This window comes from Spirosoma migulaei, assembly GCF_054776855.1.
In genome coordinates this window covers 408,783-435,742 of sequence record NZ_BAAHBG010000010.1, presented here as the reverse complement: position 1 = coordinate 435,742, position 26,960 = coordinate 408,783, and the positions used below count along the sequence as shown (strand labels likewise).

At 47.6% G+C, this 26,960-nt stretch carries 26 protein-coding genes; 7 read left to right on the top strand and 19 right to left on the bottom strand.

All coding sequences use genetic code 11. The annotated features are described in order from the left end of the window. Nucleotides 1-19: 19 nt before the first annotated feature. Nucleotides 20-604, top strand: a complete 585-nt coding sequence (locus ACYVGO_RS12365) for a DUF1572 domain-containing protein (RefSeq protein WP_460969533.1) — start codon at nt 20-22, stop codon at nt 602-604. Between the two features lie 306 nt (nt 605-910). Here the strand turns inward: ACYVGO_RS12365 and ACYVGO_RS12360 are convergent, their stop codons facing one another. From ACYVGO_RS12360 to ACYVGO_RS12335, 6 genes are all read right to left on the bottom strand, one after another. Continuing rightward, nucleotides 911-1,819 carry a flavin reductase family protein gene (locus tag ACYVGO_RS12360; RefSeq protein WP_460969532.1) on the bottom strand — a complete coding sequence of 303 codons (909 nt, stop codon included), beginning with the start codon at nt 1,817-1,819 and terminating at the stop codon, nt 911-913. Further along, nucleotides 1,816-2,988: a fumarylacetoacetase gene (gene fahA, locus ACYVGO_RS12355; protein ID WP_460969531.1), complete on the bottom strand. Its 1,173-nt coding sequence runs from the start codon at nt 2,986-2,988 to the stop codon at nt 1,816-1,818. Before fahA ends, ACYVGO_RS12360 begins: the two co-directional genes overlap by 4 nt. A 76-nt stretch (nt 2,989-3,064) precedes the next feature. Then, a complete protein-coding gene (locus ACYVGO_RS12350; RefSeq protein ID WP_142771270.1) occupies nt 3,065-3,505 on the bottom strand; it encodes a MarR family winged helix-turn-helix transcriptional regulator in 441 nt (146 codons plus the stop codon). A gap of 107 nt (nt 3,506-3,612) precedes the next feature. Further along, on the bottom strand, nt 3,613-4,338 hold the full coding sequence (phhA, locus tag ACYVGO_RS12345; protein WP_460969530.1) for a phenylalanine 4-monooxygenase: 726 nt from the start codon (nt 4,336-4,338) through the stop codon (nt 3,613-3,615). A gap of 85 nt (nt 4,339-4,423) precedes the next feature. Continuing rightward, nucleotides 4,424-5,548 (bottom strand): 4-hydroxyphenylpyruvate dioxygenase, encoded by a 1,125-nt coding sequence (gene hppD, locus ACYVGO_RS12340; RefSeq protein ID WP_460969529.1) that lies wholly within the window; start codon nt 5,546-5,548, stop codon nt 4,424-4,426. Nucleotides 5,549-5,635: 87 nt separating this feature from the next. Further along, nucleotides 5,636-6,811 carry a homogentisate 1,2-dioxygenase gene (locus ACYVGO_RS12335; RefSeq protein WP_460969528.1) on the bottom strand — a complete coding sequence of 392 codons (1,176 nt, stop codon included), beginning with the start codon at nt 6,809-6,811 and terminating at the stop codon, nt 5,636-5,638. Between the two features lie 239 nt (nt 6,812-7,050). Here ACYVGO_RS12335 and ACYVGO_RS12330 point away from each other — a divergent pair, with 239 nt between their 5' ends. Further along, entirely contained in the window at nt 7,051-7,956 is a 906-nt protein-coding gene (locus tag ACYVGO_RS12330) for a nucleotidyltransferase family protein (RefSeq protein ID WP_460969527.1), read from the top strand. Between the two features lie 222 nt (nt 7,957-8,178). Here the strand turns inward: ACYVGO_RS12330 and ACYVGO_RS12325 are convergent, their stop codons facing one another. From ACYVGO_RS12325 to nusB, 9 genes are all read right to left on the bottom strand, one after another. Further along, entirely contained in the window at nt 8,179-9,576 is a 1,398-nt protein-coding gene (locus tag ACYVGO_RS12325; protein ID WP_460969526.1) for a DUF937 domain-containing protein, read from the bottom strand. 287 nt (nt 9,577-9,863) lie between these two features. Continuing rightward, a complete protein-coding gene (locus tag ACYVGO_RS12320; protein ID WP_460969525.1) occupies nt 9,864-10,433 on the bottom strand; it encodes a DUF4136 domain-containing protein in 570 nt (189 codons plus the stop codon). 73 nt (nt 10,434-10,506) lie between these two features. Continuing rightward, nucleotides 10,507-12,174, bottom strand: coding sequence for an amidase (locus tag ACYVGO_RS12315; protein ID WP_460969524.1), 1,668 nt, complete (start codon nt 12,172-12,174; stop codon nt 10,507-10,509). A gap of 49 nt (nt 12,175-12,223) precedes the next feature. Continuing rightward, nucleotides 12,224-12,832, bottom strand: coding sequence for a dephospho-CoA kinase (coaE, locus tag ACYVGO_RS12310; RefSeq protein ID WP_460969523.1), 609 nt, complete (start codon nt 12,830-12,832; stop codon nt 12,224-12,226). A 79-nt stretch (nt 12,833-12,911) separates the two neighbouring features. Continuing rightward, a complete protein-coding gene (locus ACYVGO_RS12305; RefSeq protein ID WP_460969522.1) occupies nt 12,912-13,607 on the bottom strand; it encodes a YbbR-like domain-containing protein in 696 nt (231 codons plus the stop codon). 114 nt (nt 13,608-13,721) lie between these two features. Next, nucleotides 13,722-14,045 carry a preprotein translocase subunit YajC gene (gene yajC, locus ACYVGO_RS12300; RefSeq protein ID WP_142771279.1) on the bottom strand — a complete coding sequence of 108 codons (324 nt, stop codon included), beginning with the start codon at nt 14,043-14,045 and terminating at the stop codon, nt 13,722-13,724. A gap of 17 nt (nt 14,046-14,062) precedes the next feature. Beyond that, the gene (locus ACYVGO_RS12295; RefSeq protein WP_460969521.1) at nt 14,063-14,512 is read right to left on the bottom strand and encodes a DUF1573 domain-containing protein; all 450 of its coding nucleotides are present in this window, start codon (nt 14,510-14,512) and stop codon (nt 14,063-14,065) included. A 99-nt stretch (nt 14,513-14,611) separates the two neighbouring features. Beyond that, a complete protein-coding gene (locus tag ACYVGO_RS12290; protein ID WP_460969520.1) occupies nt 14,612-14,914 on the bottom strand; it encodes a YtxH domain-containing protein in 303 nt (100 codons plus the stop codon). A 112-nt stretch (nt 14,915-15,026) separates the two neighbouring features. After that, nucleotides 15,027-16,163: a transcription antitermination factor NusB gene (nusB, locus tag ACYVGO_RS12285; protein WP_460969786.1), complete on the bottom strand. Its 1,137-nt coding sequence runs from the start codon at nt 16,161-16,163 to the stop codon at nt 15,027-15,029. Between the two features lie 290 nt (nt 16,164-16,453). Here nusB and ACYVGO_RS12280 point away from each other — a divergent pair, with 290 nt between their 5' ends. The 3 genes from ACYVGO_RS12280 (at nt 16,454) to ACYVGO_RS12270 (ending at nt 20,478) form a co-directional block, all read left to right on the top strand. Then, a complete protein-coding gene (locus ACYVGO_RS12280; RefSeq protein ID WP_460969519.1) occupies nt 16,454-18,235 on the top strand; it encodes an ABC transporter ATP-binding protein in 1,782 nt (593 codons plus the stop codon). A 150-nt stretch (nt 18,236-18,385) separates the two neighbouring features. Continuing rightward, nucleotides 18,386-19,663, top strand: coding sequence for an AAA family ATPase (locus tag ACYVGO_RS12275; protein WP_460969518.1), 1,278 nt, complete (start codon nt 18,386-18,388; stop codon nt 19,661-19,663). Continuing rightward, nucleotides 19,660-20,478: an HNH endonuclease family protein gene (locus ACYVGO_RS12270; RefSeq protein ID WP_460969517.1), complete on the top strand. Its 819-nt coding sequence runs from the start codon at nt 19,660-19,662 to the stop codon at nt 20,476-20,478. Before ACYVGO_RS12275 ends, ACYVGO_RS12270 begins: the two co-directional genes overlap by 4 nt. On the opposite strand, the gene ACYVGO_RS12265 is transcribed toward ACYVGO_RS12270, so the two are convergent. Continuing rightward, a complete protein-coding gene (locus ACYVGO_RS12265; RefSeq protein WP_460969516.1) occupies nt 20,475-21,002 on the bottom strand; it encodes a DinB family protein in 528 nt (175 codons plus the stop codon). The genes ACYVGO_RS12270 and ACYVGO_RS12265 overlap by 4 nt on opposite strands. Nucleotides 21,003-21,111: 109 nt before the next feature. Beyond that, complete coding sequence (locus tag ACYVGO_RS12260) at nt 21,112-21,480, bottom strand: VOC family protein (RefSeq protein ID WP_460969515.1); 369 nt, start codon at nt 21,478-21,480, stop codon at nt 21,112-21,114. A 138-nt stretch (nt 21,481-21,618) separates the two neighbouring features. Here ACYVGO_RS12260 and ACYVGO_RS12255 point away from each other — a divergent pair, with 138 nt between their 5' ends. Then, complete coding sequence (locus ACYVGO_RS12255; RefSeq protein WP_168207747.1) at nt 21,619-22,119, top strand: MarR family winged helix-turn-helix transcriptional regulator; 501 nt, start codon at nt 21,619-21,621, stop codon at nt 22,117-22,119. Nucleotides 22,120-22,245: 126 nt separating this feature from the next. On the opposite strand, the gene ACYVGO_RS12250 is transcribed toward ACYVGO_RS12255, so the two are convergent. Together ACYVGO_RS12250 and ACYVGO_RS12245 are read right to left on the bottom strand one after the other, a co-directional pair. Next, complete coding sequence (locus tag ACYVGO_RS12250; RefSeq protein ID WP_460969514.1) at nt 22,246-24,432, bottom strand: alpha-galactosidase; 2,187 nt, start codon at nt 24,430-24,432, stop codon at nt 22,246-22,248. A gap of 121 nt (nt 24,433-24,553) precedes the next feature. Next, nucleotides 24,554-25,624, bottom strand: a complete 1,071-nt coding sequence (locus ACYVGO_RS12245; RefSeq protein WP_460969513.1) for a glycosyltransferase family 4 protein — start codon at nt 25,622-25,624, stop codon at nt 24,554-24,556. Between the two features lie 293 nt (nt 25,625-25,917). On the opposite strand from ACYVGO_RS12245, the gene ACYVGO_RS12240 reads away from it, so the two are divergent. After that, on the top strand, nt 25,918-26,940 hold the full coding sequence (locus ACYVGO_RS12240; protein WP_460969512.1) for a glycosyltransferase family 4 protein: 1,023 nt from the start codon (nt 25,918-25,920) through the stop codon (nt 26,938-26,940). Nucleotides 26,941-26,960: the final 20 nt, after the last annotated feature.

The following is a 26,960-nucleotide window of genomic DNA, read 5'->3' as shown; positions in this document are numbered from 1 at the left end:
ATTGATTTAATGCAAAACGATGAATGTGCCATCTAATAAGCCTCTGAGTACAGATTATCTGGAAAGCGTAAAAAAGCAGTTTCTCTATTACAAACTGCTTGGTGAAAAGACCATGGCCCAGGTGCCCGATGATGCTCTTTTCTGGCAGTACAATCCAGACAGTAATAGCATTGCGCTCATTGTAAAGCACCTATGGGGTAATATGCTCTCTCGTTGGACCGATTTCTTAACAACAGATGGCGAAAAAGAATGGCGGAGTCGTGATGCTGAGTTTAAGAATGACATTTCGACAAGAGCTGAATTACTGGCCAGATGGAATGCCGGGTGGACTTGTTTATTGGCGGCTATTGATTCACTAACCGATGAGGACTTACAGAAAGAAATCTTCATTCGAAATATGGGTCATTCTGTACTAGAGGCTATCAACCGGCAATTGGCCCACTATCCATATCATGTTGGTCAGATTGTTTTTATCGGGAAGATGATTTGTGGGGAAAAGTGGCACTCGCTTTCCATTCCGCGTGGAAATTCAGTCGATTATAATGCGGAAAAATTCGCTCAACCGAAACGTAAAGAACATTTCACCGATGAGTTCATTCGCTAACCGTTGTTGACTATCAGGAGTTTTATGACGCTACAACATATTACTCCAATGGAGTTGAATTATGAAGCCAAGAAACCTCTTAACGCAATTGGAGAAGTTTTGCGTGATGTAATGCGGGGTGAATAAAGGCTGATATTGAAGCGGTTTAAACTTTCTGAATGTTTATTAAAACTGAATCGTTTTTTGTCATCCCGACGTCAGGAGGGATCTCAAGCTTACTGATTGGTCAGGCTTGAGATCCCTCCTGACGTCGGGATGACAAAAAAATACCCCAATTCTAGCTAGAAAATGAAAGTTTAAACCGCTTTACAACTGCCCCGCCAGCAACGTCAGCCATGCTTCATTTACCTTATTTTCAGTAAGCAATTGTTTTGCTCTGAGGTGGAGCAAATCAGGTAAGTACTGGCACCCATTACGGGCTTCATCAAATAAGTCGTTTAGGATGCCCGATGCTCGGTACGCATTCACTTCCTCCGTTGTAGGTAGGTTGACGCAACTGCCTAATTTTCCCAGATCGTTACCCGTTAAAATAGCACTGTTACGAATAGCCGATGGAATTTGGTCTATCCCCATTCCCATTTGTGGCCGTCCAACAGCGAACAACGCATCGGCGTTTGCCCGACTGTACCAGTCACCACCAAGCCGACCAACCAGATCAACACTAGCCTGGTCAATACCGCCGTTGGCGTTGAAAATAGACTCCTGAAAATGAGCCAGCACAACTTCGCAGATTACTAAATGACCCGTTCCGGGTGTGTCTATACCTTTATCTGACGGGGAATTCGTATTGATAAGCTGCCGCACTACACACTCATACGAAGCCGGTGATTCTGCCACTCTCGGCGGGCGAACCCGCTCGGAAGGAACGGCTGTAAATCCGGCTTTCTCAAACTCGTTGACACCCCGTTCAAACTCGGCACTGGCCAGCGAAGCCTGCTCAACCATTGGGTAATTGACCACGTTGATAACCACTTCACCCACTTCCTCCAGGTTGAGTAGTGTGTGCTTTTTATGTCCATGCCGGTTTATCGTTGGGGCGAAAACCAGCGTGGGTGGGTTATAACTGAACATATTGAAAAAACTGAAGGGACTCAGGTTGACATTGCCCTGTGCGTCGATCGTACTGGCAAACGCAATCGGGCGCGGGCCAATGGTGCTAATCATGTAGCGATAAAACTCGTTGGGCTTTAAGTCGGCGGGATTGATAGTTATCATGGATAAATCGTTCCGGTTACGTCGCCCAAATCTACACGAGCGCCGTTTAAAAAGCCCCAGCCTTTCAAAGTAATTGTGTCGCCATTGGCAAGAAATGTTCGGCTGGTGGTTTCTGATAGATGTAGAGGCCGTTCGCCATTCCAGCTTAGTTCAAGCAGGGAACCATAGCTACCGGGTGTATTTCCAGAGATTGTGCCGGTGGCTAGCACATCGCCAATGTTGAGGTTACAGCCGCCAACGGTGTGATGCGCAATCATCTGGGCGAAACTCCAGTACAAATAGTGTGAGTTGGAACGACAGATACAGATTTTCTCACCATCGGCAGGGTGTAGCCAAACTTCCAGATCGAGCGTAAAATGTTTTGAATCAGATGTTTGCAAGTAAGGTAGGGGGACTGGCTCTTGTATAGGGCCATCCACACGAAACGGTTCCAGTTCATCGAACGGCAACACCCAGGCAGATAAGCTCGATGCAAAATTTTTGCCCAGAAATGGTCCCAGTGGCTGGTACTCCCAGCGTTGAATATCCCGCGCCGACCAATCGTTAAACAGCGCAATTCCGAAAATATAGTCTTCGGCTTCATCTACCGGAATAGGTTCGCCAAGTGGATTACTTTTACCAATAATTAGCCCTAACTCAAGTTCAAAATCCAGGGCTTCCGATGGTCCGAATACAGGTGTGCCTGCCCGAAAAAATTGCCCGTTTGGTCGGCGGATGGGCGTGCCTGACACAACGATGGAGGAAGCCCGACCGTGATAAGCTACGGGCATGTGTTTGTAGTTGGGCAGAAGTGGATCGGCTTGCGGGCGGAACATGCGCCCTACATTTTCGGCATGATGGATGCCTGCATAAAAATCTGTGTAGTCGCCAATGCGTACGGGTAGGTGCATTTGCGCGCGGGTTTCAGGGATGAAAACCTGATCGTGAACATCGGCAAAGGCTACTGCCTCATTCTCCAGCAACTCGTTCAAACGTTGACGTATGGCCTGGTGCACTGGCTTGCCAAGCGCGATAAAGTCGTTCAGAACCGGTTGCGCAAATACACTTGCGTCGATTTTGAGATCATCGAAATAACCTAACAGACTCACTACTTCGAGGTCAAGAATGTAGTGGCCGTGCTTAAATCCGACGCGGGGATTGGAAATGCCGTAACTGAAAATGCCGTACATGATTAGTATAGTGAAGAATGAAGAGTGTAGAGTGATGAATAATCTGTGTCAATTTTTATTCATCACTCTGCACTCTTCATTCTTCACTTATATTACTATAAATGGAATCCATAATGCGCACGAAATGTTGGTAATCATCGTCGCTTAAATCGCCCCAGCCTTTGCGTCGCATGGCCGATACAACAGGTAATACCTCATGGTATTTAGCTTCACCGGCTTCGGTCAGATAAACCAGAAACTTTCGTCGATCCGTATCCGCCATGCGCCGTTCGGTTAACCCTTTCTGACTTAGCAGGTCGATAATACGCGTTACCGTCGGGGCGTCTTTGGTCGTCATTTCCGAAATCGTATTCTGACTGATTCCCGGATTTCGGTAGAGATGATCGATCACAACCCATTGGTCGACGGTCAGATCGAAACCGGCATCAGTGAACTGCTTTTGAAGGGCATTTCTAATTTTCTTGATTGTGGTGTCAATCTTAAAGAAATAAGCACGCGTATCGGATGGATGCGTCATTTAGGAAAGTCATTTGGTGTCATTCGTTGTCAAACGTGGTCGTACATCGCTTTTACAAAAAAGACAACGCTTTACAGTTTTATCCTGCGAAGCTAATGACTATCTGGTTAACTGACCAATAATCCTTCTAAGGTGGCCTCGATTTCAGGAATCGAGTGAAATAGTTGCTCATACGACTCAATCACGAAATACTGCTTCTGGAAATGGTCGATGATATAGGGCGTTTTAAGAAGCGTTTCCACTGAATACGGAACCCGCTTTGGTTCGGGGCTGAATAAGCTGTAGCTCGTTTCACCTACCGACGATAAGATGCCTCCGCCATAGATTCGGAGCTGATTGCCTTCCTGAATAAGCCCAAATTCAACGGTATACCAGTACAGCCGCGAGATCATGGCAATGGCTTCTTCACTCTCAATATGGCGCAGGGCAATTTGACTCAAAGCTTCCAGGAAATCACAAAACGCCTGATTCGACAGCATGGGCACATGCCCGAACGTATCATGAAACATATCGGGCTCCGGCAGATACTCCAACTGGTCGTGCCGACGTAACCAGGTGGTAGCCGGGAAATTCCGATTGGCCATCAGTTCGAAAAACGCCCGGTTTGGAATCAGGCCCTCCACCGCACACACTCGCCAGCCCGTAAGTTGCTGTAAACGTGGATTTAAATCCCGTTCAAAATCAGGAATACGGTCGGCCCGAAAACCCGTTGCCGAAATGCCATCCAGATAAGCCTGACTAGCCTTACCCGGCAACTGCGCCATCTGCCGCTCGAACAGCAACCGCCACACGGCCTGTTCGTTAGGGGTGTATGTAGAATAGGTCTGGTTCATAGTGTAAAGCGTGAAGTAAGTGTAGTAGGTGTAGTGAGTTGATTTGACCTATTCCACTTACTAAACCTACTGCACTATTTACTGGTCACAATGTCCCCCGCAACGCTTGCTCACGTTCGATGGCTTCGAATAGGGCTTTGAAATTGCCTTTTCCGAACGACTTGGCTCCTTTGCGCTGGATGATTTCGAAAAACAGCGTGGGGCGTGGGCAGATCGGTTTTGTGAAAATCTGAAGCAAATAGCCCTCATCGTCGCGGTCGGCCAGGATGCCGAGGGGGCGTAGGGTGGCTATTTCTTCGTCAATCTGACCGATTCGTTCGGCCAGATTATCGTAGTAAGCGTCGGGTACGGTCAGGAATTCAACCCCCCGGTCGCGAAGGGCCAGTACGGTTTCCACAATATTGTCGGTGGCCACGGCGATATGCTGAATACCAGGGCCACCATAAAAATCCAGATACTCCTCAATCTGTGATTTCTTTTTACCCTTGGCCGGTTCGTTGATCGGGAATTTCACCCGCCCGTTGCCATTGCTCATCACCTTACTCATGAGGGCCGTGTAATCGGTCGAGATATCTTTATCATCGAACGAAACGAGCTGCTGAAAACCCATCACATCGTGGTAAAAAGACATCCAATGATTCATTTCATGCCAGCCTACATTGCCCACCATATGATCGACATATTTCAGTCCTGCATCGGCTGGCTGATAAGCTGGGCTCCAGGGTTCGTAACCCGGTAGAAATACGCCGTTATAGTCATTTCGTTCCACAAACACGTGAAGCGTATCGCCATAGGCATGAATACCCGACCGAATCACATAACCGTGTTCATCCTGGCAGCGAGTGGGTTCCATATAGACATTCGCTCCCCGGCGTACGGTTTCATCGAATGCCTTGGTGGCATCATCTACCCATAAGGCAACGATCCGAACGCCATCGCCATGTTTATCGATATGGCGGCCCATTTCACTATCACCGTATAGGGGCGATGTGAGGACAAGACGAATCTTGCCCTGTTGTACTACGTAGGATTCGCGGTCGCGGACACCCGTGGCCAAACCAGCGTGAGCCACGGGTTGAAAGCCGAATGCCGTCTGGAAATAGTGTGCCGATTGCCGGGCATTGCCCACATATAGCTCAATGTAATCTGTGCCGTTCAGGGGAAGGAAGTCCTCTGTTGTTTTTGGTTCTAAAAGATCTAGTGTTTCCATGTTGTTTGTTGATGTAGAGACGCAATCCCTTGCGTCTCCTGACCGGATGGTATTGCTGACGCATACAAGACGTAAGGGATTACGTCTCTACAGGTCTAACCACGACTTATAATACGTTCCATCATCAAGCTTGAGGGCCTGTTCCGTTACCATCAATGGTCGAAAGGTGTCTACCATCACGGCGTATTCCTGCGTTTCTTTCTTACCAATGCTGCGCTCCATAGCACCCGGTGCCGGACCGTGCGGAATGCCACCGGGATGCAGCGTAATATGGCCCTGAGCAATGTCGTTGCGACTCATAAAGTCACCGTCTACGTAATATATGACCTCGTCGGAGTCGATGTTCGAGTGGTTATAAGGGGCAGGAATAGCCTGCGGATGATAGTCGTATAAACGAGGTACAAACGAACAGACCACGAAGGAATCGGTTTGGAACGTCTGATGAACCGGTGGCGGCTGATGGACTCGTCCCGTAATAGGCTCGAAGTTGAAGATGGAGAAGCCGTACGGATAATTGTACCCGTCCCAACCGACAACATCGAATGGATGCGACGCATAGACAAGCGAGTGCAACGACCCTTGTTTCTTTATTTTTATCAGGAAATCGCCGGTTTCGTCGTGGGTTTCCAAGTCGCGCGGGCGGATAATATCACGTTCGCAGAAGGGTGAATGCTCGAGTAATTGACCGAATTGGTTTCGGTAACGTTTGGGCGTGTAAATCGGTGAATGCGACTCTACGTACAATAACCTGTTGTCGTCTGTATCGAAGTCGATTTGGTAAATCACTCCGCGGGGAATAACCAGATAATCGCCATACTGAAAAGGAATTGTACCGAATAGCGTCCGTAACCTTCCTGATCCACGATGCACAAACAGCAGTTCGTCGGCATCGGCGTTTTTATAGAAATAAGCCGTTAGCGATTGACGGGGGGCAGCCAGCCCAAAAACCAAATCGTTGTTCACCAATAAGGGCACCCGACTGTCTAAAAAATCATCTGCGGGTGCAATGTTAAACCCGATCAGCTTGCGCGCCAGCATATTCTTCTGAACAGCTAGTTTGGGAGCAACATCTACACTTTCTAACACCTCGCGCACCATTGTTGGGCGATGAACATGATACAACAAGGACGACATACCCTCAAAACCAATTGTTCCGAACAACTGCTCGTAGTAAAACGGCTCGCTGGTATTGCCAGCGGCTGGTCTGGCAAACTGGGTATGCCGTTTGGGTGGAATCTGGCCGAGAGTATGATAGAAAGGCATCTTATTATTTTAATTGCTAAGACAACTATTGTTTCACGTACAATTATAACGACAACTACTTGAAATAGTATAATGTTTAGAAAATATTTTATTAAAAGGTGTTGGTATAGATAAAATGTGATCAACTTAGTTTTGAATAGCAGAGGCCAAGCCTTTTTTCTAATTTTGGCCGGGCAATTGGCCACAGACTAGCAGGCTCTATAAGTCCATGTTAGTATTATTCCTAGATAACTGAAGAAATGCAACCTACGCTTTTGATTCTGGCCGCCGGTATGGGTAGCCGATATGGTGGTATCAAACAACTCGACCAGTTTGGGCCAAATGGAGAAACGATTATAGATTATTCCCTTTTCGACGCGATCCGGGCTGGCTTCGGCAAGGTTGTGTTTATTATCCGGGAAGAACTTCGGCAGGATTTCGAAGAAGTTTTTGGTGAAAAGTTAGCTGGTAAACTAGAGGTCGATTACGCAATCCAGGCACTCAGTTCCTACGTTCCGGCTGAGCTGGGCGCGGTGAATCGTACCAAACCCTGGGGTACGGGCCATGCCATGCTCTGTGCTAAAAACCACACGAGTACTCCCTTCGCAGTTATTAATGCCGATGACTTTTATGGCCTGGAAGCCTTCCAATTGATCAGCAATTTTCTGACAACCGATACTGATGATCAACTTCATGCTATGGTGGGTTATGAAGTGAAAAATACGCTTTCGGAGAATGGCTCGGTATCGCGGGGTGTTTGCGAAGTGGCTGAAAACGGGAATTTGATTTCGGTTATCGAGCGAACCAAAATTTACGAGCAAGAGACGAATGGCAAAAAGATTGTCTTTGAGGAAGGCGAGACCCTGACCCCCCTATCGCCCGATACGCCTGTTTCCATGAACTTCTGGGGCTTTAAACCAACGGTGTTTCCGTTAGTACTGCATCAGTTTGAAAGTTACGCCATCGCCAACATCGACTCGCCCAAAGCGGAGTTTTATATTCCAACCGTGATGACGAATCTTATTGAAACCGATACGGGGCATTGCAAAGTATTCCGCAGCCACTCGGAATGGTTTGGTGTCACCTATCCAGATGACAAACCAACCGTTCAGGCCGCATTGAAGCAACTGCACGATGATGGCGCTTATCCTGAGAAATTGTGGTAATGGTATTGATGGCTTGATGGCGCAAGGTTCCAGCCTTGTGTCTACTATTTCCCGGACTCTGGCCGATTATAAATAGTACTGAATTCGGCCAGAGGCCGATGAATAGTTAGCGCAAGGCTCCAGCCTTGCGCTATCGAGCAAAAACGCAGCAGGCCGCTTTGTCAATCTGACAAAGCGGCCTGCTGCGTTACAATTTATGGGTTGTGTGTTTTCCGGATGGAATTATTTCTTCGTTACCCGGACCGCAATCCGGCGATTTTCGGCTCGTCCGGCTTCTGTATCGTTTGACGCTACAGGATGCTCTGGCCCATACCCTTCAGCCGCGAGTCGTGACTTATCGATCCCCAGGTGAACCAGTTCGGTCATAACAGCATCGGCCCGTTCCTGCGAGAGTTTCTTGTTAATCGCAGCACTGCCGGTATTGTCGGTATACCCACCAAGCTTGATATTTACTTCCGGGAATGCCTTCAGAATCTCGGCGATATTCTTTACCTCTTCTTTCGAATCAGGCTTCAGACTTGCTTTGCCAGTCTCGAACAGTAAGCGACCAAAGTTGAACCAGGTTGTTTTGTCAACTGGCTTGCTCTTATCTTCAATGAATTGCACAAGTTGATTTTCGATGCCATTCTCTGGAATGTTCAGCTCAATTCCGGAAGGCAGTTTGCGCTTGAAGAATGCACCCAGTTTGGCGGTTACATCGATTGCGGCATTGCCTGCTGAGTCGACAGCGGCCCCAATAGTACTTCCCGCCGAATCGGCAATGGTGCTCATATCTGATACCGTGCTATCGACTGTAGCTGTAACGCTCTCTGCTGCGTTGGTAACGGTTTCTTTTTCTTTGCCACACCCGCGTAATATGTAGAACAGAGCAGCCGCACCCAATAGCAGAAGTAGCCAGGGTAACCAGCGATTGCCACCCCCCGATGAGCTAGTATCATCTTCAGAATATATAGGAGCCGTTGGTCGGACTACGCGTGGAGCGGGCTCATTCATCGCAGACGCTAAATTGCTGGCTTTACCGGTTAGGCTGCCCAGTATGCCCAGACCTGGAATGCTGCCTAATAGGGTGCCTAATCCTGATGGAAGTGCCGATTGAACGTTTGCTGATTGACTGCTGAGCAGACCTGCCAGTCCCGAAATCCCCGTACCATCGTCAGCTAACTTTTTACCCAGAACGCTAAGAAGAACAGGGGCTGCGATGTTCATCAACGATGCTGCTGATGATAATTTAAGCCCGCTGTATGAAGCAAGAGAACTGGCAATCGTGCTTGCTTTATCGCCAAATAAACTTTTGATAATGCTGGCACCCATCGTCAGGAGGCTGCTGGATTCATGGCTATTGGTCAGCAAATTGCTCAGTTGTCCTGAAATACCTCCGATCGGTGTAATTACATCGCCCGCTGCCCGATTGGGTGACATCACTTCACCGACCAGATCCATTATTGAACTTGTGCCACCTGGTTCCGACGCTTTTTGAATTAAACTTCCCAGCATAGTGGGTAAGGCACCATCAAGAGCTATTTGCGTATTCTGCTGGTTTTCACCAAGCATGGTACTAATCTGGCTCACGACACTGTCGCTGAGGTAGCCCTTTGTTAAATCTAGCAGATTTACAGCCATGGGAATAGGTAAGTTTAAAAGGTTAACAGCAAAGCTATTTGGAAAGCTCTACTGCTTTTAATAGACAATCGCCGGGTAGGAGCTTCCTCTTATCAGCGACAACGGGTTAGACGAGCTACACATTTTTGGTCACCGTTAGTAGTAAATTTTTTACTAATCCTGTTGGGAAGTAAGTGTTGAATTACACTGTAGACAAAAAATCCCCGCTGTCGTTTAGAGCTAAACAAACAGCGGGGATAATCACTTGAGCAAGCATTCGATAGAACGCTTTTGGTACTTATACCAACTTAACTGGTCCGTTCTGGAAATTTCTCAACAATTCGCTCGGCTTCTTTCTGCAATTGGGCGGCAATTCGGGCTGGATCGCCTACGGCATTTTGTACCGAGCCACGCCAGACTAGTTTACGGGTACGGGCATCGACCATATCAACAACCAGCGTACCGGCCTGATACTGTTGCTGAGTATATTGCGTACCGCCCCAGCCCCACCAACCCGGTCCCCAGCCTCGGTATCCCCAACGGCCCCAACCTAAATAGGGTCCATAAACAGGTGAGGGAGTTGCCACCGTTTGGGTTTTGTTCTCGACAAAGAAATGGTAGCCAATGAGCAAATCGGGGTTACTGGCATTTTCACTCAGGCCTTTTTGTTGCAAAACACCAGCCATTGTATTTTCGACATTTTCAGTAGCTAACTGATTGTAATACAATGGATTTTGTCCAGCTTTTACGTCGCTGTCCATCCAGGTGAATGTTTTGTATTTGCTGAAATCAGTTCGACTACTACTGTCAACGGCGACACGGGGCGAACAACTGTAAATAGCGGTTAGCAGACCAAAAAGCATCATTAATCGTTTCATAACGTCATTTAGTTGAGTTTACTCTACTAAACTAATAGAACTATGAAAGGTTTGCTTATGGGCGCTAAAAGGTCTACTGAAGAACGGGGTGTTTTTTGTTCCATTCTGTTGCGTCCTGATATAGTTTTGCAACCGCCAATACTTTCCCTTCTTCAAATAACTGGCCCATAAAGGTGATGCTGGTAGGTAGATTCTGCTTTGTAAATCCATTGGGTAATACAACACAGGGATGGCCCGTGAGATTTGTTAGCGTAAGGTTCCCGCCCGCGTAAGCAGGTGACACATACACGTCGATCTTGGCCGCTTTCAATTGATCGGCCATTTCATTGATGAGCTTGGTTCGGGCGCGATTAGCCTGAATATACTCGACTGCCGGAACGAAGCGAGCGGACCGGAAGGAGTTTGGCCAGGCCCCTTTTCCCTGTCTCACCATCAGATCATCCTTACCCGAACGGGTTAATTCATCGAAGGAAGCAGCGGCTTCAACCGTAAGCAGAAATGAAATCCGACCGGCGGGAACACTCGTTGGCAAATCAAACGGCACCAGTTCGGCACCTAACGTGCGCAGGGTTTGAAGGGTGAGTGAGTCGTTGGCCCGATTGGGATAATTGCTTTCAAAGGCTTTTTTGACATAACCAATACGCGTTCCTTTCAACGTTGTTAGAGGAGCGTAACGGAACGGAGCGGTCATAACGGTTGGGTCATTGCCATCGGGGCCGTAGATGGCGTTGAACACCAGTGCGCAATCCTCAACCGAGCGGGTTATCGGTCCAATTTTATCCATGCTCCAGCTCAACGCCATTGCTCCGTGCCGACTCACCCGCCCAAAGGTTGGGCGAAGACCCGTTGTGCCGCAAACTGTGGAAGGCGAGACGATAGAACCGAGTGTTTCGGTACCGATGGCAAAGGGTAACAAACCGGCCGCTACGCTGGATGCTGAACCCGCCGATGAGCCGCTGGAACCATTGGCTGTATTCCAGGGATTGCGCGTCATGCCGCCGTACCAGACATCGCCCATCGCTAAGGCACCGAGTGTCATTTTGCCGCATAACACGGCCCCTGCTTTTTCAAGTCGTTGAATGACGGTTGCGTCGAGATCCAGCGTCTGGTCTTTATAGGGCATAGCACCCCAGGTTGTTTTATAGCCTTTTTTAGCCAGCAAATCTTTCGCACCGTAAGGTATACCATGCAATGGTCCCCGGTATTTTCCGGCTTTCAATTCATCGTCGGCGCGCTTGGCCTGACTTAGGGCTAAGTCTTCGGTTAAGGTAATAACACAGTGTAGTTTGGGGTCATACGTTTTGAGCCGATTAAGGAAAAACTGTGTGAGTTCGACCGATGAAATCTGTTTGGTTCGGATCAATTGGCCCAACTGTCCAACCGTATAATACGCCAGTTCATCGCGATTTTTGGGAAGTGTAACCTGCCCCGCGAGGGATGCCTTAAACGACGACGGACCAGTAGGCATAACGAAGCCTGCCGGAAGTGGATTGAAATACAACGCCGGAGCCACATCGTTAGGTAGGTCGATTTTGCGCAACGCTTCGTAGTTCTGGCGGGCGTTGTTTAAATTACCCAGCATGGAATCACGCTCGGCGGGCGTAAACTCCAGGTCGAATACGTGGGCTGCCACCTCAACCATTTCGGAGGTTAGAGGCTTTTTGGGGTCGTCGTTGGTAATGAATGCACCGAACAGAAAGCTGCCGATGCAGCAGCTAAAGAGGAGTAAGCGTTGTTTCATTAAGTAGGCTTATTGATGAGTGTTCCCCCAAATTACAGCCATACCGCCATTAATTTGCCCACTGCCGTAAAAAATCCTCATGTAGGCGGACAATCTGGGGGAGTAGCAACTGGCTCTCGTCGTTATCAAGAACGTAATCGGCCAGTTTGAGTCGCTCTTCGTCGCTTATCTGGCGGGCAATGATGTTCCGAATTTCGGCTTCGGAGCGGTGCGGGTCGCGTTTGCGAATGCGCTCGATGCGTACGTCTAATGGCGCGTTTACTACAATGACTTTATCCAGGGAGTTGTTGTCGCCAGCAGCTTTCATCAACGCAGCTTCCTTAATCACATAGGGTTTGCCCGTTTGTTGAGTAACCCAGGCTGTTGTATCGGCAAAGACGCGGGGATGGATAACTCCGTTGAGTGCGGTTAACAGTTCGGGGTTGGCAAATACCTGAGAGGCTACCCACGCCCGGTTGTAGTGCCCAAGTGCATCGTAAGCGTCTGGACCCAAAACCCGCCGTATGTCGGCTTTCAGAATGGGGTCATGTTCAGTAAGCCATTTTGCCCGTTCGTCGGCTTCATAGATTGGCACACCCAGCGCCTGAAAGACCTGACAAACCACACTTTTACCCGAGCCAATGCCGCCCGTTACGCCAATCTGGAGAGGAGGTTTCATGGATAATAGATAATGAATAATGAATAATGTAAAATGAACAACGCGTTGGATGCATTATCAATTAATCATTTTCCATTGTTCATTTTAAGGGCGACAACAACTCACCGACTTCAAAACTAACCGCTACGCGGTCGGCGCTGGTGTGCAGGAGTGGATGACGCAGGTGATTGAGGGGGATTTCTTCGTCGTAATTATCGGCAATACGCTTGCGCGGAATTTTTACGAGCAGGGTATCGGGTAAACCCCGTACTAATCTCTCTGGGCCATCAACCTGAATCGCATGGGGAGTCAGATTAATGACGCTTGTCACGACAAAGCGGGGGGCCATGTTAATGTGCAGACTATCGGCTACCAATCGAATCGTTTTGGTCAATCGCCGGTCGAAATGAATGTCGAGCTTATCGGCTACCACATAGTTAACATGCAGCTTTTTAATGTGTTCCGCCAGCGCTGCTGTTAATGATGAGTTATTGATGATCGATGCCTGAAGGGGATCATGAACTACATAGTTCACAGGATCGACACGGAAGGGCATCCAGGCATGACGAAGCAATCCCCAGCCATCACTCGATACATTCACCCTAACCGTTGTAGGGAGCGGGGTGGTTGGGATGAACAACGAGTCATTGTATACAAAGCGTATCGGATACTCGACGTTCAGGGTGTAGCCCGGTTTGTTAAGCGCGCTCAAAAACCAGAACAGCGTGGCGGCTACCAGGCACAAGAGGGCCTTCGTTGGCTGAAACGAGCGGACGTTTGGGGCGTGGGAGTTCACAAAGAAGAGTGCGAAGTAGGTGGAGTAAGTGAAGTAGGTAGAGCGAGCAGAGTGGAGTACCCCAACTTATTTCACCTACTTCACTCACTCCACTTAATATACTAATGAACAAACTTATTTCTTTTCGTCTTCGGCTGGCTTGACAGTTGCCTCGCGAGAAATGGACGTTTTCTCGAAGGTCATCTTAACGCCCCGATCTACTTCGAGTGTGATGGTGGTGCCTTCTACAGATGCAATTTTTCCATGCAGTCCACCAATCGTAACGACGTTATCCCCTTTTTTGAGGTTTTCTATAAAACTCTTCTGATCCTTCTGCTTTTTCTGTTGCGGACGAATCATAAAGAAGTAAAAAATGCCAATGATGCCTACCCATAGCAGCACATTGTAAATCATGGATGTGTTGGAACCGGCTAGGCCCTGTAACAAAATAGAATACATAGTTCTTGGTGGTATTGTTAGTTTTTGGCAGAATCAGCTTTCGGATTCACCAGTGCTTTGAAATGCAAATCGGTCATGGATGGCTCTGTGTTCGCAAAGATGGTGATGGTTTTGCTCTGTTCACCACTCTTGCCCCGACTATTAAAGCGAACCTTCACCGATGATTTCTCTCCTGGCGCTACGGGCTCGTGGGGCCACTCAGGCGTAGTGCAACCGCAGGATGCCGTAATGTTATTGATGATCAGAGGGAATTCGCCTGTGTTTTTGAACGCAAAAACATGCTCGACTGTATCGCCTTCGGTAAGGGTACCAAAATCGTAAATGCCTTTTTCATCAAACGTGATTTTTGGCATTTTTCCAGAAGCTACCTCCTTCGACTCTTTTCCCTGTTGCCGGTTATCACAGCTAATCTGCCCAAAACCAATACCGGCCAGGGCTGTTATGAGTAGCCAATTTCTAAGGTACATTATAGTTTTGGTTTACAATTTTCGGTTTACAGTTGGTCGACGCATCAGCTACTCTTGTGTCAGCCAACCGTAAACCGAAAACTGTAAACTGTAAACTTTTTATGTATTCTGTTGCTTGATTTGAGCCATCAGCCGATCTACGTCTTCCAGCAGTCGTTCGGCTTTTTCACGGGCATCATTTACGACACGTTGCCCTTCATTCTTCGATGAGTTTTCGGGCTGATCGTTCGAACTCCCTAAGTCTTCGAGCAGCAGATTGATCTGCTCTCGGTATTTCGATAACCGGAAGGAAAGTCGATCACGGGTAATCTTGCCCTTATCGGGCGCATACAGCAATCCAAACAGGGAACCGGCGGCAATGCCAGTCAGCAAAAAGGTTAAATCACGGCCAATTCTGCTCATTGTTTTTAAAGTTTGTGGTTTGTGGTTTACGGTTTGTGGTTTATGGTAGCTCTACCTTGGCAATCTTTTGCGCCAGCTACTGTAAACCACAAACCGTAAACCACAAACCCTTTTATTTATTGTCCAACAACCCTCGTCCGCTTTTACGCAGACGGCCTGAGGCTTGTAACTTCTCAGACAGGTTGTCTAATATTCCATTGACAAACTTACCGCTTTTAGGCGTACTGTACGCCTTTGCGAGTTCGATATATTCATTAATCGTAACTTTAACCGGAATGTTTGGAAAACTGAGTAACTCACAAACTGCCAGTTTTAGAATGATTTTATCGAGCATGGCTACCCGCTCAACATCCCAGTTTTGAAGCTGGTCGGCTAATAGCTGCTCATAATCAGCATCGTTTTCCAGCGACTGATCAAACAATGTATTCAGGAATAATTCGTCTTCTTCCCAATCGTCGGTCAATGGCTCCAACTGCAAACCAGTTGGGCTTTGCGCCGACTTAATGGTTCGAATGGCTAACCCACGCACAACTTCGCTGTTTTCGGCCCAACTCAGGTCGATTTCGGCCAGATGATCGCGAATGGTTTCGTGTTTAAATATTAATGTCCGCAGCACGTATTGTGCCAATGCCTGATCTTCATCGGCCGTGTGGGTTCGCTGATCGCAATAGGCACGGTACGTCTCATCGGTTTTTAAGGCTTCTTTCAGCGCTTTTCGCACAAATCCGAGATCATCAGTCCAGGAAATGCCGTGCCGGAGGGCTTCATTTTTGAGCGGCTGATGCTGGGCGAGTGCCTGTACAACCGTGTTGTCGTTGAGCGTTGATTCGAACGGGAACGGGGCTTCGTCTACATCACGATACTTACGTTCGCTGTCAATACTAGCCGCGTGACCCAGTTCAACAAGCAATAGCATGACCCGTAAATAATCGTCGTAGATGCCATTTACCTGCTTCAGAAGCATCTGAGCAAGGTGCTGATGGTCTTTTTTTGTCCGGATCTGGTAGAATACAAATCCGTCGTTAGCAGCTTTAAGGACCTTTTTAGGGGCGTCATCGTCCTGAGCAGCTTTATTGGATTTAATAGCCTCCTCAAAGAGCAGGCTGGCGAGTTTTCGGTAGCCCTCGAGTTGCCGCTTGTCTTGCGGCAGCATCGAGTTTAGGTCGGGTTGGAAGAGATCATTAATGCCATCGATGGCCATTTGCTGATTTGAAAATTCGGCCTGCTTCAGGGCGTACAACGCCTGCATGACCTTTATTCGGAGTAGTCGCCTGTTGAGCATCCGCCTAAGTCTAAAATCTACCGGTAAGAAAAGAACTGTTTAAAATCGGGTGCAAAAGTACGGTTTATCTTGCAAAAAGGCAAGGGGGATTGGCAGGGTGCAGGGAGCGCGGAGCAAGGTGCAGGGTGCACGGGAGATACTACAGGTTGGCAGCTTTACTCATTTTTCTCAAGCCCACTCCTTGCCCCGCGCTCCGCGCTAGTCTGCAACTTTTCCAAACCCCCAGCCGTTACGAACAAAACGCTGTTGGTTGTCCTGTGAAAGCACTTTCCTATCTTAATAAATACCTCCTTAAGTATAAATGGTACCTGATTCTGGGAACGGCTTTTACGGCCATTTCCAACCTCTTCGGTATTTTTCCCGCGCAGTTGGTGCGGTATGCCCTCGATCTGGTGCGTGAAACGCTGGATGTCTATTATCTCTACGATAAATCTCCATTGCAATCAGGCCTTTACGAGGTCTTTGCGTTTAGTATTCTGCTTTTTGGGGTACTGACGCTCGTACTGGCTTTGCTGAAAGGGTTCTTTCTGTTTCTGGTTCGACAGACGCTCATCGTTATGTCCCGGCATGTAGAATACGACCTCAAAAACGAGATTTACAACCACTACCAAACCCTGCCGCTTAGCTTCTATCGTCAACACAACACCGGCGATTTGATGGCCCGTATTTCGGAAGATGTCAGTAAAGTCAGGATGTACGTTGGACCGAGTATCATGTACGGGCTGAACCTGATCGTGCTGTTTATTCTGGTCATTAGTTATATGGTCAGCATTAATGCCCGACTGTCGTTATATGTGTTATTGCCGCTGCCGATTTTGTCGGTAGCCATCTACATCGTTAACAACATTATCATTCGTCGGTCAGAAGAAATTCAACGGTCGTTGTCACGCTTGTCGACTTATGTGCAGGAAGCTTTTTCGGGGATTCGCGTGCTGAAGGCTTTTGTGCAGGAGAACAATTCAGCGGCTAAGTTTGAGATCGAGAGTGATGAATACCGCAATAAATCGCTGAGTTTAACGCGGGTTGATTCGCTGTTTTTTCCTATTGTAGCTATCCTGGTTGGACTGAGTAACGTGCTGGTTATTTTCGTGGGTGGGCAGGAAATTATGGCTGGCCGACTGACGCCCGGCAATATTACCGAGTTCATTCTGTACGTAAACATGCTGACCTGGCCGGTGATGGCGCTTGGCTGGACCACGAGTCAAACGCAACGGGCAGCTGCCTCGCAACAGCGGATCAACGAATTCCTGAGCATAAAAACCGACATCGTCTCGCAGAAGAATATCATCCACACGATTCAGGGAGACATCGAATTCCGGAAGGTTCGATTTGTGTATCCTGATTCGGGCATTATCGCGATCAAGGAGTTCTCCATGCACGTTCGGGCGGGCGAAACGGTGGCTATTCTCGGCACGACTGGTTCGGGGAAAAGTACGCTGGCCAATCTGCTGACACGCATGTATGACGTCACCTTTGGCGAGATTCTGATCGATGGAATTCCAATCAAAGATTACAACCTGACTTCGCTGCGGGAGCAAATGGGCTATGTGCCGCAGGATGTGTTCCTGTTCTCTGAAACCATCAGCAACAACGTTCGTTTCGGCAAACCCGATCTGCCGCAGGAACGCGTCGATCAGGCCATCCGTGATGCCGATTTGTATCAGAACGTACTGGACTTCCCGGAACAGTTCGAAACACGCGTGGGTGAGCGGGGTGTTACGTTATCGGGTGGACAGAAGCAACGGCTAAGTATCGCCCGCGCCATCGCCCGCGACCCTAAAATCCTGATTCTGGACGACTGCCTCTCGGCGGTCGACACCAATACCGAAAACATCATCCTGAACAACCTCCAGCGTATTATGGCCGACCGTACGTCGGTGGTGATTTCGCACCGTGTTTCCTCGGCAAAATTGGCCGACTTCATCATCATGCTCGACGAAGGCGAAATCATCGAGCAGGGCACGCACGATGAATTACTGGCCAAAAACGGCGCTTACCGCGAACTCTACGAGAAGCAGTTGCAGACGGAGGAGGTGTAGGGAAGGTTTACGGCTTTAGGTTTTCTGTTTACGGTTGGGCGGGGATATTTTGGTATCTTCGCCCATTGCGTTTTTAGTGCAATGTAGCCTGGACGGCCACGTCCGGGATCAGCGGTACGCTGACAATAGTTTCGGCTTAAATTAAAAGATATGGCTACGGAAAATCCCCGCGTCTGGTTCAAAAGCATTTCCCTGGAAAACGTCCGCTCGTTTGGCACAAAGCAGACGATTAATTTCACGGATAAAGATGGAAATGCTGCCCGTTGGAATGTGATTTTGGGAGATAATGGAACCGGCAAGACGACGGTGTTGAAGGGGTTGCTTGTAATAGTGCAAAATCAACAGAGTATAACTGAAACGGGTATTGATTTTACCGAACTCTGGCGATTTGACAAAGAAAATATTGGGGCGGAGATAGTAGGCATTCTATCTAAAGCAGACGAAGATATACTAACCGGCTTTACATCTGAAAAGTGGTTTAAGGACGTAAAATATAATGCTGGCTGTGCTTTTCGACTAACTCGAGATTATGAAATAGATGTGAATATTTTTGCTTATAACGCTGCTCGTCGGATAAGTACATCTGCCATAACCGAAAAGAAAGCAAATCAAATATCAAGTTTTTATTCTGAAAATAATGATCTGATTAACGCCGAGGAATGGCTTGTTCAGGCAGACTATATATCTTTAAAAGAAGAAAAGTTCAGACGGCGATATCTAAGAGTGATGAGCATATTGAGGCAACTTTTTCGAGACGAAATATTTGGCATTGATATACAGACATACACTGGTATACCTAAAGTATTCTTCAAAACACACTACGGTGATGTGCGCCTACATGAATTAAGCCTTGGCTACAAAACGCTCATTGCCTGGATGGTAGACTTTGCAAAAGGCCTATTTGATCGTTATCCTGATAGTGAAAATCCTCTTGCCGAACCTGCCGTTTGTTTGGTAGATGAAATTGATTTGCACCTTCACCCAAAGTTCCAACGCACTATCATTCAGTTTTTGACCGATACGTTTCCCAATACCCAATTTATTGTCACAGCACATAGTCCGTTGATTGTGGTAGCGGCCGAGGAAAGACCATTGGATGCTAATATCATCTTGTTAAAGCGGGAAGGTGATCAAACGGTTGTTGCCAATGATTCAGTAGATGTCAGTAAGTGGAGCGTTGATCAGATTCTGAATAGTGATTTATTTGGCCATGTACCACCTGCTTCTGAGCCATTAACCGAATTGCGTGCCGAGCGTGATACGTTATTAGCTAAATCCAAATTGACTAAAAAAGAGCAAGCTCGTTTGTCAGAGTTAGATGATCAAATAGGTTTCATTCCCTTTGGTCGTGATCAGGCCGAAATCAAGGCTGAAACAATCATTCAGCAATTAGCGGATGTACTACGTAGTAAGCAGGGAATTCAATGATTCACATTCAAAAATCCACTACAATTCCCACAATATTAGTTGATAAAGGTGTTCCGACAACTATTGAAAACTGCCGTTTATATCTTGCAAATGCGGTTGATTATGACTCTGGAAAATCAAAGCTTGAAATGCTATCTGAGATTTACGGAGATTCGTCTGTGAAGCAGCAACTAATGCTTGATCAGCATGATAAATGTTGCTTTTGCGAAGCTAATATCACTCCTAATAGCTATGGGGATGTTGAGCATTTTCGCCCCAAAGCAGGATTTACGAAAACTCGTACAGAAAAACTTAATCGACCTGGTTATTACTGGTTAGTCTACGACTGGGATAACTTATTTTTCTCCTGCCAGATTTGTAATCAACGCTTTAAGAAAAACTACTTTCCGCTCGAAGACGAAACGAAACGGGCTGTTAATCACACACTTGATTATCGTGAAGAATCCCCATTGTTATTACATCCGTCAATAGATAATCCTGAAGACCACATAACTTTTAACCGCCACGTACCAGTACCTGTGTCAAAGAGTAAGCGCGGTGAAGTGTCGATAACTAGCTTTGGTATTGATCGGCCAGCGTTAAACAATGTTAGAGAAGCGTATTTACAAAACGTCAGAAATAATATAGCTTTTGCTGGTGTTGATTTAGAAACAATCACTGATTTAGAGCGTGAGCAGTTAAGTCACATTATGCATCGAGCTTGGGAGGATGTGTTAGATTTAATTCTCAAAGCAAAAGCATTTGTAGCTATTGCCGCTGACGATACTCAACCCTTTGCCGCCATGGTGCGCGCCAACTTTCCTGACTTAGTTTAAACCAGCCCCAACGCCATTACCTGATTCCGGTGCCGGTCAATGTGGAAGCGCAGGAACTCGAAACGCTGCCGGATGTCTAACGGGCCGGAGATGGCGTGAGGATGGATAATTGTTTCTAAGTCTTCGTTGGCCAGCGCGACGCATAGATCACTTAAAGGTTGTTGCAAATTGGCAAATGCCGATAGCCAAAAGATAAATGGGCCACCCATGCGCGGAGCCGCAATAGCAGGTACTTGCTCCTTGGGTTGCCAGGTTCGCTCAATAATCGTTTCGATGGGTAGACCCCTATGAATCAGTTCACCTTCCCAAACGGGATTACCCATTTGTTTTGCCAGTAACGCTCGCCAGATTCCCCAAATGCCGCCGTGCTCGGCCCAATACAGATGTTCCGTATTTTCGACAGCGCTCCATACCTCAGGCGATGGTTTCCAGTGGGCCTGCGCTTCTGTGAGCTTTCCAACTTCAGTGAGGTAACGAACACGAGCAGCGGCAACATCGGCCAGAAGCTGATCTAGTTGAGACATTGTTAGGGGTAAATTAGGTGATTATTCCCTGAAATAGAGGCTACTGCGAAAGTAGCCCCAATCTACGCCTGAACGCAATGCCTATTGAGTGAACGGTACTAATTGGTTGTTATTCAACAATACATAGTACTTCGATCAGGAAATTTCCGGGTACGGGTACATAAAACGACATGGTTCCACGACCGGCGTAATTTCGGGGCTCTTTACCAACGTCGATGCCGTCGGCTTTCATCCGCTGATAAATTTCCATGACTTTTTCGGGCGTTTCCTGAACGAAGCCTATATGAAAATCGGCCGGGTACTGAGGTATTTCGCCTTTCTTAAAATTGCTGATTGTCAGAATAAACCCATCGGCATCGTGAAGAATGGCAATAAAATCGCCCTTTAATTCGAGGCAGTGGAAGCCAAAATACGTTTCAAAAAATGCTTTTGTTTGTACCACATCGGATACCGCTATGTTTACATGCTTGAGTGACATAGTAAGGATCGTATTTGTTTTAGATAAACTGTTCGTTGCAAATATAGTCCTGTTTGTTGACTATATAGTAATCAGGTATGACTATATTTGTTTCGCTTATTTCTAATCTCGTAAAAATCGTATCAGAAGGCAATGGGAGTGAAAAAGAAGAAGGCTATCCTGGCCGAGTTAACGACCTATCTACAGAATAATGAGCGTAATTGGGTTCGTTTGATTGCGGTTACCAAACGGCTGACAGATGGCTGGATGCAGAATGCCATGAACGCATCGACAGATATGCCCTTCAAAACCTCGTTCATGAAATTCCTGACCAACATTAGTTTAAACGGGACTACCAATCAGGAATTGGCCAAACGGGCCATGCAGCCTAAACAGGCCATGAGCCGGACGGTGAAAGAAATGGAGGTGGAAGGACTGATTACGACCGAGAAAAGCAAACGTGACGGGCGGAGTGCTAAGATTTCCCTGACAGATGATGGTAAAAAACTTTTACTCGTGGCTAAACGAGAACAGGAAAAACTTACAAACACGTATAAAGAATTAGTGGGCGAAGAAAATTTCGCCATTGCTGTAGAGGTGCTTTACCAGATCATTTCCTACCACGAATCGCTTAGCCAAGCGGAGGAAGATGAATACTGAAATTCAGGTAACCAGGCAAAAGAAATATTATTTTACCACAGAGGCACAGAGAGCACAGAGTTAAAAATCATCTAGTTAAATCTCTGTGTTCTCTGTGCCTCTGTGGTAAAATTTTCTCGAATTCTATCACTCAACCACCCACCAGCCGTAACTCTCTGGCCCTATTTCTACCGGTATTTCCACTTCATAATTCCGGTTCAGTTTGTACGATTTGAGTTTGCCTTCGCCTTTTCGAATCTGGGCTGTTTCGCGGAGGCCGGTGTAGTAAAGGGGCAACTTAATGGTACGGGTGATTTTCGTTTTCAACGGATTGAACAGCATCACTACACCTTTCTCTTTTAAGGCTGGATTAACATGCATGATACCATCCCAATCACGGCCGTCGGGTCGGCGGAGGTGAATCAAATCAGAATTCAGGATGGGGCGGTATTTCTTGTACCAACTGATTACCCGTTGAACGGTCTGTTTCGTTGCTTCGGTATCGTACAGACGAGGGCCGCGATAACAGGCCTGAACGCCCGCGCCGTAATATTGCATCATCAGTTGCTCGTAATCGGTCAGGTGCTCGCTGAGGGGTTCCAGAACGGCTTCGGGGCCACCGCCCTGGTATTTGGTGAGTGGAACAAATCCCCAACCCATAGCAGGGGTTTTCTCCCAAGTCCCATCAAAAATGTTCTGCCGGTTCAGCAGTTTTTGCTGCTCGCGGGATAGCGAGAAATTAACTTCCCGATAGCCGAGCCCAATCTTATGGGAGCCATCCATAAAGTACCAGTCGGGGGCGTTGATGTAGACGCCTTTTTCGTTTAGAGAGCGGTAAAATCCTTTCTGCATCTCCATCTGTACCCACTGCGAATCGTCGAGTCCTTTGTGGCCCGGATGCTTCGTGGAAGCGCACACATCGCCAGGGTAGGGGCCATCGTGTTCGAGTAGATCGAAGCCGGTTTCGGTGATGAATTTTTTCAGGCTATTCAGGTAGTTGATACCCCACTGACTGGCTAAACAGGGCGCGTTACCAAAAAACGCACCTTTATCGGGAAGGCCGGTTTTTGGGTCGATCACATCATTCTCGTCATCAATCCGCCGACTGCTGAATAACGAATAGCCGCCTAACAGAATGCCTTTACTGTGCGCATAATCGGCCAAAGCTTTGAATTTCTGAATGTTTGCATCGCTGGCATCTTCCATATTCAGGCCGCTGCCAAAGCTGAGAATAACCAGCTCGTAACCCGTTTCGGCACATTGATCGATGCCCCGTTTCACCACCACCGGGTCGGTGCTGACGAGGTGCATGAAAATGGGATTCTGGGTTGTCCAGGGCGTAACCGTTCGGTAGAACTGCCGTCGGGCGAGGCCATTCCGTTCTCGGTCGTAGGAGTCCAGCAGCAGTTCGTAGGAATGGATCGAGTTGTAGGTTTGGTCCGGTGCCAGATCAATGCCGACGCCAACGGTCGGGTATACTTCCAGCAAACAGGGCGTTTCGTAATTGTAGTTTACCTGCGATGTATACAAGGAATCGGTTTTCCAGTGCGTGGCCTGATCGGATAAATCATAGCGCATCGCATTGTTGAACGCAAAGTTATTTTCGATGTAAATCCGCTGTGGTTTCTTCATCTGCTCCGGCTTACCCACTACGGCTGATTCTTCTTCGGGTGTTGCCAGTATCTCACTGATAACCTGATTAATGTGAAGCGATTTCTGGCTTTTATTCTGAATTGTTACCCACTTACTGAGCGTTGGAATACCGTCGTAAAGCGCGTAATGAACAGCCACCTCAACGCCTTGTAGTTCGGGTGCATTGGCCGAAAAGAACAGCGTTACTTCCTGACCAGTCGGCTGCTTTTTATTCAGGGTCCAGGTACGTGATTTCCAGTTTACGTAAGGTTGTAAGGGCGAAACCGTAAACGTCTTAAACTGGAAATCGGCTGGATTGGCCGTAAAGTCAGCAAGCCACTCTTCGCGCAGATACGCATGTTCTTTCTGGCCGTACAACCCACCAACCCGATACGTTTTCCCATTCAACGTCACCATGGCTTCGGGCCGGACGGAGCGCACAAATTGCTCGCCCGTTACCAGATTCTGGTAATCGACAGTAGCCAGATTGGGACTAATCCGAAACCGGCGGGTCAGCAGCCCATTGGATAGCACAAGGTCTTTGCCGCTGTTGGTTTGATAGACGCCCGCTTTCTGTGTAACGGGTGTAAGAAGCCAATCCTGTTTAACGGGAGTCGGCTGATAAACAGGGAGGTTCTGAAGTTGTGCAAAGGCAGTTGTTGCCAGTAGCCAACAGGCGAGAAGCCGTGAAAGATCGTTCATTCTGTTTAGGTGAAAGGGGGTAAGGAGCCCTTAAACTAAGTAGGTAGCGAACAGAATGCAACAATCCACAACTCTGAAAGGTGAACTTAATGCTTTTGGCCTGGAGCTAGTTTGGCCCGAGCTAGGTACTAATCGACTCATAAACAGCCAGATACTGTCTGGCGCTTTCCTCCCAGTCGAAGCGAGCGGCATTTTTATATATAGCTTCTTTGCGTGTCGGCGACTCGAAGGCTTTCATGCCGTCTCGAAACACCTCCTGCATACTGTCGGGGTCGAAATTGGGAAAGTAAAAAGCGGCTTCACCGCCCACTTCCGGTAATGATGTACGCGTTGACAGGAACACTGGCTTGCCAAACTGCATAGCTTCTACTACCGGTAGCCCAAAACCCTCGGCCAGAGAAGGATGCAGTAAGGCCTTACAATTGCGCAGATACCAGATTTTATCGGATTCTGAAACCGTACCCAGCAAGTGCAAGCGATTGTCGACACCCAGGCGTTGCGCCTGATTACGCATCTGATGGACATAATCCGGGTCGTCGTGACGGCCAATCAGAATCAGTTCAAGGTCGGGGTTGTCTTGCAGCAAAGGCAGTAAAACATGGAAATTCTTTTTCTGGTTGAGATAGCCAATGCCGAGCAGAAACTCCCGTTCCGGCTTGTAGAGCACTGGTTCTTCGGTTAGTTCAGGTAATTTACCAACGCCATTGTGAATGACGTATATAGGTTTATCTCCAACCGAGCAATGCGTCAGTACATCATTTTTGGTGAACTCAGAGATGCACACAATCGCATCGCTCTGATCGATCAGGGATTGCGTGTGCGCCAGACTTTTCCGTTGAACAGCGTCCGGTTTGCCTTCGTGCAATACATTCAGATCGTGAACTGTAAGCACCACCTTCAGGTGGGGAAATCTCTTTTTGTCTGGCAAAATCCGCCCCGATTGAAAGGGAGCGTGCCAAATCCGGCAGTTGAGCAGGAACGGTTGAATGAGCCTGTGCCACTTCTGCTCGACAAGGTGATGCGGTTCAGCCGTAAGCGTGAGCTTCTTTCGGGGAGGAAGGTATAGCCTCATCAAGGGCTGATTGGTTTCAGCGAGTTGTTTATTGATATGCTCTCCCAGATTCTGGCAATAGTGATACAGGCCAGAATGAGGAAATTTCATCAGATCACAATCAAAAATGATACGGGACATAAGCCTGAATCGTGTATCCGGTAGGGCCGGATACTCGCTTTTTTACGTTTTATGCAACATTACCCCGATAGAGGCAGTATACTTTATACTAAACCCTTTGTTGCACTACCTACTACAATTTGCATAATTCTATTTACACGTACACTTAAATGCAGACGTAGTTTGCCAGAAGTGCCTGCGTGTATACTCGATTAACTGTTTTTGTAGGGAGTGAGTTTTTTGATTTTTCAATTAGCTAAACAACGTTAGGAGGACACTTTAGTATGATTCGTATCATCTTTGATTGCGAGAGAATGAAGTACGTGAACACCGGTTTGTACTATTATTGTCTCAATTTGGGAAGAACTCTTCGTCAACGCACGAGTCCGGAGGAGTTGTCCGTATTTATTCCACAGCATGTTCGGGAGGCCTTCGATTCATCGACAACGTGTATCCCGCAGCATTCGCTTCAGAAATTTATGATGCCTTCGGTGAGTCAGTATCACATCTGGCATAGTACCTATCAAAGCTCCCAATATGTGCCCCGGCGGAACAAGAAAATTAAGGTATTGCTAACGATTCACGACCTTAATTTTTTGCATGAAGACAAACCGGACTACAAGAAAGAGCGTTGCCTCGATCATGTGCAGCGAAATATAGACCGGAGTGATGCTATTGTCTGTATTTCTGAGTTTACGAAAAACGATGTGCTGACGCACTGCAACACGGCCGGTAAACCTGTTCATGTGATTTATAATGGCACGAACCGCCTGCAACAACCCGTGCTAAAATCCAAGTCGTACCGTCCGAGAATTCCCTTTCTGTTTAACGTGGGGGTAATTACCCGCAAAAAAAATCAGCACCGGATTCTTCCTCTATTACAACAAAACCCATCGCTGGAACTCGTACTGGCTGGTCGCCACGAGGATAAAGAATATGCCCATTTTCTCCATGAACACGCAACCGACTTGAAGGTAGAGGATCGGATGCATTTAGTGAACGAAATCACGGAAGAGGAAAAATCCTGGTATTATCATAATTGTCAGGCTGTGGTGATGCCCTCGCTGGCTGAGGGCTTTGGTCTTCCGGTAACCGAAGCTATGTCGGTTGGGAAGCCGGTGTTTTTATCGAGGCACACTGCCCTGCCTGAAATAGGGAAGGATTTTGCGTTCTACTTCCATGATTTCGACAACATGCATGATGATTTCACGGCGGGCATGCAGCACTACAAACGAGCAGGTAGTCAGATGCAGGAAGCCCTGAAAGCGTATAGCGCTACGTTCAATTGGGAAGATTCGGCCAGAAAATATATGGAGGTCTATCGGTCAATGGCCTAGCCTGCGTTTCTCGTGATTCT

Excerpts from the sequence above, each read along its gene's own strand:
- ACYVGO_RS12365 (WP_460969533.1), top strand. The coding sequence starts at position 20 with ATGAATGTGCCATCTAATAAGCCTCTGAGTACAGATTATCTGGAAAGC.
- ACYVGO_RS12295 (WP_460969521.1), bottom strand. The coding sequence starts at position 14,512 with ATGTACCTTAGAAATTGGCTACTCATAACAGCCCTGGCCGGTATTGGT.
- ACYVGO_RS12330 (WP_460969527.1), top strand. The coding sequence starts at position 7,051 with ATGCAACCTACGCTTTTGATTCTGGCCGCCGGTATGGGTAGCCGATAT.
- ACYVGO_RS12270 (WP_460969517.1), top strand. The coding sequence starts at position 19,660 with ATGATTCACATTCAAAAATCCACTACAATTCCCACAATATTAGTTGAT.
- nusB (WP_460969786.1), bottom strand. The coding sequence starts at position 16,163 with ATGCAGGCGTTGTACGCCCTGAAGCAGGCCGAATTTTCAAATCAGCAA.
- coaE (WP_460969523.1), bottom strand. The coding sequence starts at position 12,832 with ATGAAACCTCCTCTCCAGATTGGCGTAACGGGCGGCATTGGCTCGGGT.
- ACYVGO_RS12315 (WP_460969524.1), bottom strand. The coding sequence starts at position 12,174 with ATGAAACAACGCTTACTCCTCTTTAGCTGCTGCATCGGCAGCTTTCTG.
- ACYVGO_RS12265 (WP_460969516.1), bottom strand. The coding sequence starts at position 21,002 with ATGTCTCAACTAGATCAGCTTCTGGCCGATGTTGCCGCTGCTCGTGTT.
- ACYVGO_RS12250 (WP_460969514.1), bottom strand. The coding sequence starts at position 24,432 with ATGAACGATCTTTCACGGCTTCTCGCCTGTTGGCTACTGGCAACAACT.
- ACYVGO_RS12335 (WP_460969528.1), bottom strand. The coding sequence starts at position 6,811 with ATGCCTTTCTATCATACTCTCGGCCAGATTCCACCCAAACGGCATACC.
- yajC (WP_142771279.1), bottom strand. The coding sequence starts at position 14,045 with ATGTATTCTATTTTGTTACAGGGCCTAGCCGGTTCCAACACATCCATG.
- ACYVGO_RS12240 (WP_460969512.1), top strand. The coding sequence starts at position 25,918 with ATGAAGTACGTGAACACCGGTTTGTACTATTATTGTCTCAATTTGGGA.
- hppD (WP_460969529.1), bottom strand. The coding sequence starts at position 5,548 with ATGGAAACACTAGATCTTTTAGAACCAAAAACAACAGAGGACTTCCTT.
- ACYVGO_RS12260 (WP_460969515.1), bottom strand. The coding sequence starts at position 21,480 with ATGTCACTCAAGCATGTAAACATAGCGGTATCCGATGTGGTACAAACA.
- ACYVGO_RS12290 (WP_460969520.1), bottom strand. The coding sequence starts at position 14,914 with ATGAGCAGAATTGGCCGTGATTTAACCTTTTTGCTGACTGGCATTGCC.
- ACYVGO_RS12325 (WP_460969526.1), bottom strand. The coding sequence starts at position 9,576 with ATGGCTGTAAATCTGCTAGATTTAACAAAGGGCTACCTCAGCGACAGT.
- ACYVGO_RS12360 (WP_460969532.1), bottom strand. The coding sequence starts at position 1,819 with ATGATAACTATCAATCCCGCCGACTTAAAGCCCAACGAGTTTTATCGC.
- ACYVGO_RS12275 (WP_460969518.1), top strand. The coding sequence starts at position 18,386 with ATGGCTACGGAAAATCCCCGCGTCTGGTTCAAAAGCATTTCCCTGGAA.
- ACYVGO_RS12245 (WP_460969513.1), bottom strand. The coding sequence starts at position 25,624 with ATGTCCCGTATCATTTTTGATTGTGATCTGATGAAATTTCCTCATTCT.
- ACYVGO_RS12350 (WP_142771270.1), bottom strand. The coding sequence starts at position 3,505 with ATGACGCATCCATCCGATACGCGTGCTTATTTCTTTAAGATTGACACC.
- ACYVGO_RS12320 (WP_460969525.1), bottom strand. The coding sequence starts at position 10,433 with ATGAAACGATTAATGATGCTTTTTGGTCTGCTAACCGCTATTTACAGT.
- phhA (WP_460969530.1), bottom strand. The coding sequence starts at position 4,338 with ATGAACCAGACCTATTCTACATACACCCCTAACGAACAGGCCGTGTGG.
- fahA (WP_460969531.1), bottom strand. The coding sequence starts at position 2,988 with ATGTACGGCATTTTCAGTTACGGCATTTCCAATCCCCGCGTCGGATTT.